We start from the raw sequence: 14,233 nt of genomic DNA on the forward strand, positions 1-14,233 counted from the left end.
TCTCTTTATAACACATGAATTCCTTTAACAAAACAACGCTATTTAGAAAAAAAATAAACTTTTTTTGATTAATAAACTTTCTATCTATACATTTGAAACATCAAAAGAGTACTTATTTAAAAAATTGCTAACGTGCTTTTTTGAAAAATTGTAATCCAAAAAAAATATTCTCCCCCTGTGCTATGCTGTAGCTATTATTGCTATGGTTGTGTTTTTGCTATACAAAAACATGAAAAAAAAAGAAAATAATAAATCATGAAAGAAAACATTGCATTAGAAAAAACGCAACAAAAAGACTCCTGTCAAAAAATTACTACTTACAGTTTTACTGCTCATTACAATGAAATTAGTAGTAAAGAACAACCCTCAATTATAACGGAACCACAAGGTGTTAGATTACACTTTTTACGTTTTGGTTTGTTTGACTATAATGTAGACCATAAAACATCTACCTACCATTCACCTGACACACAAGAGTTTTATAATAGTATCTTTTTAGATCAAAATAAAAAACCTGCCATTGGTAAGGTTGTTAAGGAAAAAGAAGCTAACAATACAACAAAAAACGACAACACTCAAAAAGTTACAATTCCTTTAGATGAGGTAATTCTTGAAAACACAATTAACCTACCTAAACTTGAGAATTTTTACATAGCTAGAACCCCATTACGATCAGGGTATGTATATATGATTAACGAGAAGAACCCAAAAGATGATTTTAAAGAATTTGAAGTTGATGAATTTGGGATGTTTGAAGAAGTTGAGTGGGAAAAGAATAAAGAAAACGGAAAATATCTAGATATTCGTAAAGCTACAGGAAAAAAGTTAATGTATAAAATACTTGAACCTAACGAGCAAACATATTGTTTAGCTTATTCACCTGTACAATGGAGTGTAAAATACGTTAATGAAATTTTAACCAATGCTGAAAAAAGAGCCGAACAATGTACCACTAAATTTGTGTGCAAAGGACTGCCCAAAAACAAAGAATCAAAAGATGCAGCTGTAACACATTATAAAGAAACCAGTATTGTTGTGCCTAACAATCACCCTATAGCTCACAAATACAAAGATATTTTATACAGTATTGCAGCAGATGAAAAGCAACAAGAAAAAAATGGAGATAACGAGTTACTTGAAGACCTCTTTATTACCTTAACTGACCCTATAGGTTGTGCAGACACCATATGTTTTGGGGTTGATAGAGAAATTGACCAGCTAAAAGCTATTATGGTAAGCCTACAAACAGGAAAGAGTCCACAGGAAGTATTTCCTTACATAAGAAACGAACAACAAGTACCTGTTAACCAATCTGAAGAAAGCAAACAAATACAATACCTACACAGGCTAACACAACTAACCTACGATTTTGTTTACAATAACCACGATAATGCAGAAAAGTACAACTCAGACCTTATAAAATCTACTACTGCCAACGTAGCCTTAGATTTAACTGTAGGCGGTTTACTAAGACCTTTTATTGAACAAAACGGAGTTGAAAAAAGCAAATTAGAAAAACTTCTAGGAGCAAAAGAAAGAGCCGAACAACGAGCTCTCATAAATAGCTATAGGGATGATCTAGGTAATGTAATGTTAAGCGAGTACTATCAAGACGCTAAAAAAGTGTATTTAACAAGTGCTGATGTTGTTGAAGACGGTAAGGATGTAACGGCTTCTCATTTTATTGTATTAGGACAATACCCTAATATGTATGACCGCCATTTAGATTTAAAGAAAGTTTACAAACTTAAAGAAGATACATGGTATAAAGAGATTAACGAAACCTTATTTAACAATAACCCAAGCAGATTTATAACTAGCACCAAAATTTTAGACTATCAAATAGATATACAAGATATTAAGGTAATAAGCTTCACAAAAAAAACAACAAAGGTTATTGAAAAAATAATAAAAGCCTATGCAAACCATGATGAACATGTGGGTAGTTTTCAAAAACTAAATGAAACTAAACTCCCTATTGCTGGTAAGGTATCTTATTTTAGAGATAAAAAAACACGGGTTGCTTTTCTTAAGTTTAAAGCGCTAGAAGGGGTTGAAGCCCAAATGAAAAAAACTAATTCTCGTTTAGAAATTAAAGGAGAGCCTGTTTCGTTACAAAAATATAAAAAACACTGGCACTTAGAGTATAAAAAAATGACACAAAAAAGTGCTGAGCAACTGGTAAACGATGGTAAGTTAGAAGTAAAAATAAAAGGTAATTATCCTAAGAAATTTAAAGCAGAAGCCGAAAAACTACTAAAATCTAACGCATTGTCAGGCATAGTAGTAGCCATTGAGGCGTATGTATGGGCAGGTGCAGTTAAGAAACTTGCAAATGAACCTTCATATAGCAGTTTTGGTAAGTTTAGTGTTGCAAGTATCAAATTAAGTGCAGCTACCATGAGTTTGATTCAACAAATGAAATTATATGATAAGAATCTTATCAATAAAGGGTTGACCCAAGAGGTTGTTGGAGTTAAATCAGAAAGATTTTCAAGAAATATAGGTGTTTTAAAGGTAGTGAGTTCCTCAATAACGGTATTTACGGCAGGTAGAGACGCCTATAATCATTTTTCGGTACGCGATAACGATGCCGCAACATTATATGCAATGGCTGCTGGTATAGGCGCAGTTTTTTTAGCGGCTGATGTATCGGCATTAATAGCTGGTGGAGCTACTGCTTTCTCAATCGGTTTTTGGCCTGCAGCATTGTTAGGTGGAGCGTTACTTGGTTGTTACTACTTGGCACAAAAATATTTTACAGATACCCAACTCGAAGCCTATTTTAAAAACTTTCCGTTAAGTGATTATGCACTATCTGTAAAATCAGACGAACTACCATACGAGTATATCAACAGGTTGGTAAGTAATCGTAATGAAACCGTTATAGATCCTTGGTTTGAAACCGTTAAAACCAAAGAATACAAAAGTTATAGCAATTTTGAAAAAGCCTATATTGCTTTTTTAGACCTTATTATACCTACCGTAGCTACGGTAGAGCTTGCTCCCAATGGGTATAACACCCCTAATAATGGTAATTTTGACAAACATCACACAACCTCCAACCGCTTTAAGGCTACTATTTATTCGGCTCAAGAAATTCAAGATTTTGATGACCTTGAAATGCAGGCATGGTTTTATCCGCATGGTATAAAAGCTCCATTAAAAGAAGGGAGGCGATTTGAAATTACCACCTTTATCCTTTCTACCGAAATACCTTACCCTAAAGAGTATAGCAATGAAGAATACATTATGCCAAATGCCACGGTAGAGTTTGGATTACCTACCCATTTTTATTGGGAATACATGAACTATCCTAATGGAGAAATATTATTTATATATAGAGTACGAGTACAAGACGAAGAATTTACTCCTACCGATTTCAACAACCAAAAACGCTTCGTTTTTGCATACGCTCAAATAAAAAACAAGAAAGAGTATAACTCTAGACACATGACAAGTATATTCTCTGCGCATAAATATGGGCAACGTGTTGGGGTACGTGATGTTAAGCTACAACATATGTCTGCAAAAGAAGCCCAACAAAAAATTAAAATTGTAGCCGAAAAAGATATAAAACACTTAGCTTCGTACAACCCAAAATTAGAAAACTAATGAGCATACCACATAAAATATTAGAATATCCTGAAAGCATAGATTTTGGAGTTATTGAAGGAAAAGGTATGTTTAGACGCATAGATGATAAAATTTATTTAAAGTCTTACGCTTCTTTTTTAAAATCTGATATTTATTTTGGGGGGGGGGCAATTCTATTAGCTTTTGGTTTTTTGTATTTCGCAGAAGAAACTACTCATTACATATTACCCATTTTATTAATACTTGGCGGAGGTTTTTGGGTGTTTTATGGTTTATACGCGAAAAAAAACTATAAAATATTTGAGTTAAATCGTTTAGAAGGTACGGTAACGTATCCTGACCGTTTTTTTAGACCTCCATTAAAAGGAAAATTTAAAGAGTTAAAAGCAGTTATTTCAGTAAGTGGTAACATAGATGGATATGTAGATACTGAGTACTTAAAATTTGTAAACACCTTTAAACCAAGAAAAATAGATTTGTTATATACCTTTTATAGAGATGAACCTCGCAGAGAATGGAGTTTTATGGTGTGGTATATGGATAAAAACAGACCGCTACCACCAGGCAATACATTCGACCCTTACAGGCAACAAGATTTTGAGCGTAGAAAAGCATTAGGCTTTCCAAAACCATTATATCCTAGTAACATTCCCACACCTGAAGCTACACCAGAACAACAAGCGGAAAGAAAACGTATTGGAGGATGGTAATTTTATAAATGTTAATTACATGAATAAGCAAAAAAAGCCTCCATACCAACCTCTTAGTATTACTACTATACCAACCACAATAAATAAAGAACAAGTCTATCCTAACAAAGGAGTTCTTATAAAAAAGGCTAATGATGAATTTTATATTTATAAGAGAACTGGTACTTTACTATTAATAGTATTTTTACTTGTATGGCACCCCATTATAAGTATACAGGTAAATAAATAGATAAAATTACGGACATTTAGTACTTTTGGCATCACTTTTTGTATATCGTTCATTGTTAATTATTTTTTGTATTGCTGCTTTTTTTGTGCTACTTAATGCTTTATATGCATCTGAACTTTCCAACCCTCCCCAACTCATGGCTGTATAATACTCCATAGGCTGTTGATGATTGTCGTGAATAGATAAGATTATAAAAAATATGCCTAAAAGTTAACTTTCAGGCATATTAGCTTTTTTAATACACAGGGCGATTGTCTTCTTTTAAATAAGCTTTAATCACTATAGAGTCTCCTTGATTTAATGTAAACTCTTTTACATTTACAGAATATCTAGAAGGGAAAAAGAACCTTACATTAAACTTATTTTTAGGACTAGCGACAATATGCAACGGAACTATTTTTTTTTCCTCATTAAAATTTAAATCATAGTAAATATTATTTATTGTTAAACCTGCATTTAAGTCATTTTTATATTCAAAATCATAAGCTTTAACATTGATACTTGAGAAACCACTTTTAGAGGTATATCTTTTTAAACTATAAGTACCCTCCTTTATGATATTAACTCTTTTAGTTACTTTACATGAAGCATAAAGAATTAAAAAGGCTAGAATCATAACTGTTTTATTTACACTTAGTACTTTTCGCATCGCTTCTTGCATATCTTTCATTTTTTATGATTTTTTCAATTTGTGTTTTATTCGGTAGTTTTTTATAAGCATCTGACGATTCTAATCCTCCCCAGCTCATGGCTGTATAATAATCCATAGATTGTTGATGATTGTCGTAAGCGGAATAAAAAGAATAGATTTAAATAAGGAGTAGAAACCTACTCCTTATTTATGTTTAATCAACTATTGGTGTAGGGTCTTGCTTTAAGTAGGCATTAATAACTATAGAATCTCCTTGTTTGATAACCAAGTCTTTTATATTTATAGTTATTTTACCTATGAAAGCTATTTCCACATTATGCTTACCAACTCCAACATTAAACAAATTATTATTTAAAAAATGAATATTATTTAGCACGACTATTGGTGTAATTGGCTCACTATAAAAGTCTTTATCAAAAGTATTTACTTTAAGTAATGTTTCTCCATTTTTAGACTTATAGCTTTTAATAATGTAATTACTACTATTAATTTGTTTTGTTCTTTTATTAAGAACTGAAGAACAGGAACTTAAATAAAATAAAATAAAATAAAATAAAATAACCTTATTTACATTTAGTACTTTTCGCATCACTTTTTGCATATCTTTCATTTTTTATAATTTTTTGTATTGCTGTTTTTTCTGTGCTACTTAGTGCTTTATATGTATCTGAACTTTCCAATCCTCCCCAGCTCATGGCTGTATAATAGTCCATAGATTGTTGATGATTGTCGTAAGCGGATAAAGAATACGCCATTGCTTCTACATACTGACTTATAAATTGATGTTGCGTTAAATTATTCGCTACATCATCAGGATAACTTACTCTATACTTTTGATAGTACTTATTTAATAAAATTGCTAAACTTGGTTCTCTATCTTGATATGTTTTAAAATTAATATATACATGCAAACTTTCATGTATTAAAGTTTTGGCTATAGAGAGTTTAGTAGCATCTTTTACCAAATCGGTATCTAAGGTAATACTTTCAATTCCGTTGGTTTCAGCATTTTTAGGAAAACCTTGAGAATTAGTACCTAATTGTGCTACATCAATTACTAAATCGTAATTTTTACATTTACCAAACAAGTCGAGTACCATTTCAGAAAGATGCCCTTTCCCTTTTAAATCGGGCACCAAAGCACCATACGTATCTTTTTTCTGTAGTTCTTTTATAATATCGCCTACACAAGGGTTGTTGGTGTCGTCTATAATGTCGTCATCATAACTTTCAACAATTTTAACGCAATTATCTCCTACTTTTTCAAAACCGATAGGGCATGGTAGTTCATAACCGTTATTTCCACCTCCACTTGAATATTCCCTATCTTCACCATCATATGCAGGTCCTCCTCCTGAAGGACTATTGGAATTATAAACATCTACATAACGATCGCCTCCACTTGAAACCCATACCCAACGCGTGGTTGAACCATTATACTTAGTATGCACATAAATATAATTTATACCTCCATAATTATATATTTTCCCATCATTACTGCTACATGAATCACATCTGTTATACCAGTCTGTATAATGACGAGTGGTTTCTGTAACATAACCTCCTCCTGAACCAGAACCTGAACCTCCCCCTCCATTACATCCTTTTAATGGCTTTCCATTCAAATCTAAACAGCTATCAAATTCTGAATCGTCCATTTTTGGGTAAAGAATATTTTTGTGCTTATCTATTCTATCTGATTTTGTCTCATTAAAAGAACTTATCTTTTTTCCTAATTTATAGGTATAAATATCCTCTAATTCAGCCAATTCATTAAAAATAAACTTCATTCCACTAAATCCTTCCTTTGCTATCTCGCTAGGTGCTGTATTTAAAGATTCCTTAAACGGCTCGTACCTATATATCTGAACATCTTCTACAACTCCTTCTTTTTCTCTTACAATTAGTTTAAGCGTAAGTTTATCTACAAATAAATTTGAATTATTGGATACGGGCTCCTTTTGCTCTATATCGTATTGATAAACCCCTCCTTGATTTTTTTTGTCTAGAACCAAAATTGTTGGTTTATCCCATCTTATAAATATGTTATTCTCTCCTAAACCTAGTTTTTGACTTACAAGTTTGGTGTTTACTAATGAGGCTTGCTTATATAATTCTACCTCTGTTAAACCTTCTGTTTTATCATCTTCACAGTTCCACAGCAACAGTGAAAACCCAAACAGGAAAACGCCTAGTTTTAAAAGATTAGCAATTTGTTTCTTTCTTTTTTTCATGATATTTATAGTTTTAAAATTAGTTACAATTTTTTTTAAAAGTAGCTATTCATGGTTTTTTACACAATAAGGGGTTTCCCTAATTGTTTTAACTTCTTCTCAGGGGTATCCCTGAGTTTTCTTTAACATTTTTAGCGTAAAAACCTAACATACTGCTACTTGACTCCAAAGTAAAGCATAAAAAATTAGAAACTGGTAAGTCAGTGACCTACTTTTTCAGTACGTTAATTGTACGGGTATCAGTATTTTAACTCTCAAAAAAAGGCTTTTTTGTACATTTTCATAGAAACCATCAGCGTGATGCGCTGAACAATCCTCAACGCAACGTAACCATCAGCGTGATGCGCTGAACAATCCTCAACGCAACGGAACCATCAGCGTGATGCGCTGAACGTTCCTCAACACAACGGAACCATCAGCGTGATGCGCTGAACGTTCCTCAACACAACGGAACCATCAGCGTGACGCGCTGAACATTCCTCAACACAACAAAACCATCAGCGTGACGCGCTGAACGTTCCTTTAAATAACAAAATTCTCCACAAGTCTCCTTACAGTGTACCCTATTAACTATAGTAACCGTATGTAAACCTCGATTAGTAAGTAAACTTTAACAAATGTTAACTTTTTTAAAAACTTTTATACTCTTAAATTGCTATCGCTATGAAAGTTATCAAATCACTTTCTACAAATATTTAATATTAATTTTAAAAATTAGCTTATGAACAGTCCGTATTTAAACCGGTACCGTAATGGTGAATATCTACAATACATGAAAGATATTCTACAACTTGTAAACTTACAAGACGTTGATGCGTTAGCATTAACAAACCCCACTAACGAATTAACAACTATTGTTAATCGTATTGATGTTTTATACCAACAAGTGCAGGGAAGCACCCTAACACAAGAAATTATAACTCTTGACACTAGAAGGGATAAAGCTATTTCTGGAATTAAAATGATTTTAAATGGTTATGAGAACCATTTTAACGAAGCTATAGTAAGTGCCGCCAAAGCACTACTTGCTACTATAAATGCACATGGTACTAATATTATTCGCAAAAGTTACCAAGAACAAACCGCTATTTTAGATAGTATTTGTAAAGATTTTGAAACTGAACCTGAGCTTATTCAGGCTATTTCTTTGCTTGATATAGCTACTTGGGTTGCTGAATTAAAAAATGCCAATACCGAGTTTTCTGCCAAGTATATTGAGCGTGTAGGTGAAACAGCGGCTTCACCAGAAAACAATATTGAAGAGTTGCGTACTGAAGCTACGCTTATTTACAGAAAACTTGTATTACACATTGAAGCGCATACAACACTTTCTGAAAACGAAGCCTACCCAACCTTACTTAATGAGATTGATGTGTTGGCTAAGCAATATAATTTAGTAGTGGATAATAGGTCTAAATCTAGTACTCCAACTACCGAAGAAGTATAACATTAGATGATTTCGTATTTCTTTTATAGCATACAAAAGGCTCCTGAATAATTCAGGAGCCTTTTAATATATTGGTAATGCTATGTAAACCTTGTACATTTTGAGTAAAATTTGTCAATTCGAGTGAATTTTGCGGGTAAAAACCCGTAAAATTAGTATCGAGAATAAAATTTTACATCTTAGATTGTTGTTCTCTATACGATTTTCTATCGAAAATCACTCGAACAGACATTCTTTCGACAAAAAACTTCAAAAATGCACAACAGGTTATGTAATTATAAAGTTACCGTTTTCCCTATACTATTTGAGTAGGTTTTGTTGGTAACAGTATCTACATAGTTCCAGTCAGTTTGTATACCTGCTGCTGTTACTGTAAGTTTCATATAGCCTCTTTGAGAGAAATTACTGTATTGTAAATCGTCTATTAACAAGCCTAAGGCGCCTTCTAATTCTGTTGCAGATGCTCCTAAGTAAGTTTCTAATCCTGGCGATGATACTGAACTTGTAGCTACCTCTACGGCTACTTTTTCTCCAGAATTATCTTTTAAATCGCTATACCACGCATTGTGAGTATCTCCTGCCAGCACTACTACATTTTTATTTTTAAAGCTTGCTAAAATGCGTTCTCTCTCCATAAAATAGCCATCCCAAGCATCTAAGTTATATGGCAATACGGTTTGTACTCTTGCTTTTTCTTCTGCTGTTAACGTAGGGTCGTTTTGTAAAACTCTTGTTTTAATAGTTACTAATTCTGTTATCGTCTTTTTAAATTGATTAAAAGTTGCTTCACTTGCCCCACCTGTTGCCGATGCTTCTGCCACTACTGTTGCTAAAAGTGTTAGTAGTTCAGCAGGAATTAACATTTTTCCCATTAAAACTTGCTGTCCTATAATTTGCCACGTACTATTACTAGCTGCTAATTCACTTTCTAACCATCCTAATTGGGTAGTTCCTAAAAGTGTAGGTTGTGGGTTTAACCATGCTTGCTGAAAAGCCGCTGCATCAAACGCTCCTTTTTCATCATAATACGCTGAATATTCTAGCTGCTTATCTCTACCAACAACACGCGTATCTAACATAATTAAATCTATCAAACTTCCAATTTTCAAGTTTCTGTAAATAATTGAATTATCTACCAAATTCGTCATGTTAGGTAAGTATTCGCTATACGCTTTTAAGGCACTTTGTTTTCTTGAAGTAAAACTACCTTCATTTTCTTGATGATTTTCCGCTCCGTCTTTATACGTATCGTTAGCTACCTCATGGTCATCCCAAACACAAATAAAAGGTTTGGTTCTGTGCAATTCTTTTAATTGCTCGTCTGAACGGTATTGGCGGTAGCGGATACGATAATCATCTAACGAAATAATTTCACCTTTAGGCTCTGGTGTTCTAAACGAACCGTAAGTGTTCTCTCCGTATTCGTATATATAATCTCCTAGGTGGATGACAACATCTGCATCCGATTTTTTTATTTCTTCATATACGTTAAAGTAACCGTAGGCAAAGTTTGCACAAGATGCTACTGCTAGTTTTACTTCACTAATTGATTCGCTAAACGTTAAGGTTTCTCCTACTGGCGATGTTGCTTTATCATCAACACTTACAAAACGGTAGTATAGTTTTTGTCCTGCATCTAAGTCTTTAATTTCAACAGCTACGGTAAAATCTCTTGAAGCATCAGTAGTTATTTCTGCTTGACGAACAACGTCTTTAAAGTTTTTATCTTTTGCCAGTTGCCAAATTAAGGTTGCTGAAGCGTTTTGGGTGGTGTAACGAGTCCAAATAATAACTTGCGAGTTTGTAGGATCAAAACTAGCAACTCCTTGCTCAAAGTTTTTCTCTCCTAAATTATCTGGAATAGGTAATTCATCAATATCATCATCTTTGCAACTAATAAAGTTAGGGACTAAAAGTAGTCCTCCAGTTACTAATAATGAGTTTCTTAAAAAGTTTCTTCTTTTAATGTTAGTCTTCATACATAGGGGTCTTTTAATTTCCCTGCATAAGTACTATTTCAACGTTGCTTTAACGTTACCTAACCTTTACTAAATAAATGAAGTTACTACCAGCCACCTGTGGCTCCACCACCACCAAAGCCTCCGCCTCCGAAACCTCCGCCGAAGCCGCCTCCGCCTCCAAAGCCTCCTGACGATCCTCCACCGAAGCTTCCGCCGCCAAAACCGCCTCTACCAGCGTTGCTTAAAATAATGGTTTCTAAAATACCTCTTGCTACATCCGATTTTCTGTAGCCTCTTCCTCCTCCACGGTTTCCTTTACTTCCGCTTGAGATAATGATAAAGAATACTATTAGAATAATGATAAAGATAATAAACCCAAAGTTGGTTCCTTTAGATTCTTTTCTACTTCCCTTATACTCACCACTCATTACCTTAAAAACAGCATCTACTCCACTATTTAACCCAGCATAATAGTCACCTTGTTTAAAATAAGGAATAATATCGTACTCTATAATTTGTCGAGAAACATAATCGGTTAATAGGTGTTCGGTTCCATAACCTGTTCGGATGGTTATTTTATGATCGTCTTTTGCCAACAACATAAATACTCCGTTGTCTTCCTTTTCTTGTCCTATTCCCCATTCATGCGCCCAATTGGTTGCTAAGTAGCCTATTTCTTCTCCTTTTGTAGAGCTTATAATTGCTACCACTACTTGTGTTGAAGTGGTATCAGAATACTTAATTAGCTTATTTTCTAAGCTTGCTTTTTGACTTGGTGATAAAAGGTTTACATAATCGTAAACACTTGTTTGCTCTTTAGGTGTTTCTGGAATTTCAAATCCTTGTGAAAAAAGAGTGTGTCCGCATAAAAATGCAATAAAAAAAAGAACAACTTTTACGTTTTGTAACTTGCTTGTTCTTTTATATAATGACGTTATATTCTTTATCATATTTCTTCCTTCTGTGAAGGTTTTAGCCTTTTGATATTTCGTTGCTTAGCTCATCTTCATCATCTGTAGTCCACGGAAAGTGAGCTTGTAATTCTTTTCCTGCTTTTAGCACACCATCTATAATTCCTTGTTTAAAATCTCCTTGTTTAAATTGGTTTTGGATGGCTTCTTTGGTTGTTTCCCAAAAGTTATCGGGAACCACGTTGTTAATACCTTCATCACCGTAAATTACAAATATATGATCGTCAACAGCGATGTACAACAACACACCGTTTCGTTGCTGGGTATTAAACATTTTAAGCATTTGAAATACTTCTAGTGCTCGGTCATAGTGAGAACCTTCCGTAGTTCTCTCTATATGTACACGAATTTCACCAGAAGTATTTCGTTCTGCTTCTCTAATAGCCTGAACGATTTCCTCTTCTTCTTTGGCAGTAAGAAAATCTTCTACTTTAGACATATATTTTTAGAATTTAAAATCTACATCAGGCGCATTCTCTGAACCTGCATCAGCCTTGTAACGTGCCATTTCAGTTAAGTTAAACATCCCCGCTAACAAGTTACCAGGAAACATTTTAATATGCTTGTTATACTTATTAACGCTTTCGTTATAACGGTCACGTGCTACGTTAATTCTATTTTCTGTTCCTTCTAACTGACTTTGTAATTCTAAGAAGTTTTTGTTTGCTTTGATATCTGGATAACGCTCTACAGATACTAATAACTTAGATAAAGCTCCGCTTAACCCTGTTTGTGCTTGTTGAAATTGTGCCATTTTATCTGGTGTTAAGTCACCAGTATTAATGTTTACAGAAGTTGCTTTTGCTCTTGCATTGATTACCTCTGTTAACGTACTTTTTTCAAAATCGGCTGCTCCTTGTACTGTTTTAATTAAGTTCTTAATTAAATCACTTCTTCGTTGATAAGAACTCTCTACATTAGACCATGTAGTTTTAGCATCTTCTTGGTATGTTACTGCGGTATTATAAAATCCTTTTGCCCATGAATAAATTCCAAATACTAGAACTCCTATAATAATTAAAGGCACTAACCATTTTTTCATAATCTTTGATTTTTTGTAATTATAATTGATTTTTGATTTTAATTAATTCTGCTTTTACAGTTTCTAATCTACTAATAATTTCCTGATTATTTAAGACTCCTGCTGGGTTTTTCTTTAGCTTTTGTTTTGCGCCGTCTAAAGTAAACCCTCTTTCTTTTACAAGGTTGTAAATAATTTTAAAGTTTTTTACGTCTTCTTGTGTAAACAACCGATCACCTTTAGCATTTTTTTTAGGATTGATGATTTCAAACTCTTTATCCCAAAACCTAATGAGTGAACTATTTACCCCAAAAGCTTTAGCGACTTCACCTATTCTATAATATCGTTTATCAGGTAAGTCTACATACATTTTTCACAGCTTGTTATGTGTTTAGTCATACGACTGACCTTTTTGTTGTGAAGCTTTTTGCATGGCTGCAAATTCTTCTGGAGTTAAATCTCCGTAATAATAGTAAATAGGATTTACAGGTCTACCGTTTTTATGTACTTCGTAATGTAAGTGTGGTGCTGCAGAACGTCCTGTGTTTCCAACATACCCTATTAAATCACCACGCTTTATTTTCTGCCCTCTCTTTGCTATAATTTTACTCATGTGAGCATAAATGGTTTGGTATCCGTATCCATGATTTATATAAACCACTTTACCAAAAGTAGAACTTCTATGTGCTTTTTTAACAATACCGTTTCCTGATGCAAAGATTGGCGTGCCTGTTGGTGCGGTAAAATCCATTCCATTATGCATACGCCACGACTTTAATATAGGGTGTAAACGCATTCCATACCCCGATGCCATTCTTTTTAAATCTTGATTTTTTACAGGCTGAATAGCTGGTATAGAAGCCAACATTTTTTCTTTTTCTTTGGCTAATTCAACAATCTCATCCAACGATTTTGATTGTACTACCATTTGCTTTGATAAAATATCTAGCTCTTTGGTTACCTTTTTTACCATAGAGCTGTTATCAAAACCATCTAAATGTTTATATCTATTTACACCTCCAAAACCTGCTTTTCGTTGCTCTTCTGGTATTGGACTTGCCTCAAAATATGTTCTATAAATATTATTATCTCTTTTTTGTAAATCAGTTAAGATTTCAGCGCTTTCTTCCATCTTTTTTGAAAGCAACTCATAATGTAATTTTAAGTTTTCTAATTCTCTTTTTTGAGCGCGCTCTTTTGGAGACATTAAAAACTGACTAAAACCTATAAAACCAAAAAAAGCAATTAATAAAAAACTAAGTATTCCAAAAAAAGTTTTTTTATACTTTTCACTTCTCCTAACCTCTATCTTTCTATACGATAAAGTGTCTGGGTCATAATAATATTTTACTTTTGCCATAATCCTAAATGTACTATTTTTGTGCTTTTTAAATGAAGCATCCTAAGGGGA

General features: G+C 33.4%; 14 protein-coding genes. 3 read left to right on the forward strand and 11 right to left on the reverse strand.

The window, feature by feature from the left end:
* Positions 1-255 precede the first annotated feature (255 nt).
* Complete coding sequence (locus Q4517_RS07150) at positions 256-3,615, forward strand: toxin VasX (protein WP_303507857.1); 3,360 nt, start codon at positions 256-258, stop codon at positions 3,613-3,615.
* The gene (locus tag Q4517_RS07155; protein ID WP_303507858.1) at positions 3,615-4,307 is read left to right on the forward strand and encodes a hypothetical protein; all 693 of its coding nucleotides are present in this window, start codon (positions 3,615-3,617) and stop codon (positions 4,305-4,307) included. The genes Q4517_RS07150 and Q4517_RS07155 overlap by 1 nt, the downstream gene beginning before the upstream one ends.
* A 235-nt stretch (positions 4,308-4,542) precedes the next feature.
* On the opposite strand, the gene Q4517_RS07160 is transcribed toward Q4517_RS07155, so the two are convergent.
* The 5 genes from Q4517_RS07160 to Q4517_RS07180 form a co-directional block, all read right to left on the reverse strand.
* Positions 4,543-4,692, reverse strand: coding sequence for a hypothetical protein (locus Q4517_RS07160; RefSeq protein WP_303507859.1), 150 nt, complete (start codon positions 4,690-4,692; stop codon positions 4,543-4,545).
* 79 nt (positions 4,693-4,771) lie between these two features.
* Complete coding sequence (locus Q4517_RS07165) at positions 4,772-5,206, reverse strand: hypothetical protein (RefSeq protein ID WP_303507860.1); 435 nt, start codon at positions 5,204-5,206, stop codon at positions 4,772-4,774.
* Positions 5,160-5,303, reverse strand: a complete 144-nt coding sequence (locus tag Q4517_RS07170; protein ID WP_303507861.1) for a hypothetical protein — start codon at positions 5,301-5,303, stop codon at positions 5,160-5,162. The genes Q4517_RS07165 and Q4517_RS07170 overlap by 47 nt, the downstream gene beginning before the upstream one ends.
* Positions 5,304-5,381: 78 nt before the next feature.
* On the reverse strand, positions 5,382-5,798 hold the full coding sequence (locus Q4517_RS07175) for a hypothetical protein (protein WP_303507862.1): 417 nt from the start codon (positions 5,796-5,798) through the stop codon (positions 5,382-5,384).
* A complete protein-coding gene (locus Q4517_RS07180) occupies positions 5,752-7,422 on the reverse strand; it encodes a hypothetical protein (RefSeq protein ID WP_303507863.1) in 1,671 nt (556 codons plus the stop codon). The genes Q4517_RS07175 and Q4517_RS07180 overlap by 47 nt, the downstream gene beginning before the upstream one ends.
* 721 nt (positions 7,423-8,143) lie before the next feature.
* On the opposite strand from Q4517_RS07180, the gene Q4517_RS07185 reads away from it, so the two are divergent.
* The gene (locus tag Q4517_RS07185) at positions 8,144-8,869 is read left to right on the forward strand and encodes a DUF6261 family protein (protein WP_303507864.1); all 726 of its coding nucleotides are present in this window, start codon (positions 8,144-8,146) and stop codon (positions 8,867-8,869) included.
* A gap of 275 nt (positions 8,870-9,144) precedes the next feature.
* Here the strand turns inward: Q4517_RS07185 and Q4517_RS07190 are convergent, their stop codons facing one another.
* The 6 genes from Q4517_RS07190 to Q4517_RS07215 form a co-directional block, all read right to left on the reverse strand.
* Entirely contained in the window at positions 9,145-10,848 is a 1,704-nt protein-coding gene (locus Q4517_RS07190; RefSeq protein WP_303507865.1) for an alkaline phosphatase, read from the reverse strand.
* Positions 10,849-10,934: 86 nt separating this feature from the next.
* Entirely contained in the window at positions 10,935-11,780 is an 846-nt protein-coding gene (locus Q4517_RS07195; protein WP_303507866.1) for a YgcG family protein, read from the reverse strand.
* A gap of 22 nt (positions 11,781-11,802) precedes the next feature.
* A complete protein-coding gene (locus Q4517_RS07200) occupies positions 11,803-12,240 on the reverse strand; it encodes a TPM domain-containing protein (RefSeq protein ID WP_303507867.1) in 438 nt (145 codons plus the stop codon).
* Positions 12,241-12,246: 6 nt separating this feature from the next.
* Complete coding sequence (locus Q4517_RS07205; protein ID WP_303507868.1) at positions 12,247-12,843, reverse strand: LemA family protein; 597 nt, start codon at positions 12,841-12,843, stop codon at positions 12,247-12,249.
* Between the two features lie 19 nt (positions 12,844-12,862).
* Positions 12,863-13,192 (reverse strand): MerR family transcriptional regulator, encoded by a 330-nt coding sequence (locus Q4517_RS07210; protein WP_115900005.1) that lies wholly within the window; start codon positions 13,190-13,192, stop codon positions 12,863-12,865.
* Positions 13,193-13,213: 21 nt separating this feature from the next.
* On the reverse strand, positions 13,214-14,182 hold the full coding sequence (locus Q4517_RS07215; RefSeq protein WP_303507869.1) for a M23 family metallopeptidase: 969 nt from the start codon (positions 14,180-14,182) through the stop codon (positions 13,214-13,216).
* Between the last annotated feature and the right edge of the window lie 51 nt (positions 14,183-14,233).

The organism is Tenacibaculum sp. 1_MG-2023 (assembly GCF_030547425.1).
GTDB lineage: Bacteria > Bacteroidota > Bacteroidia > Flavobacteriales > Flavobacteriaceae > Polaribacter.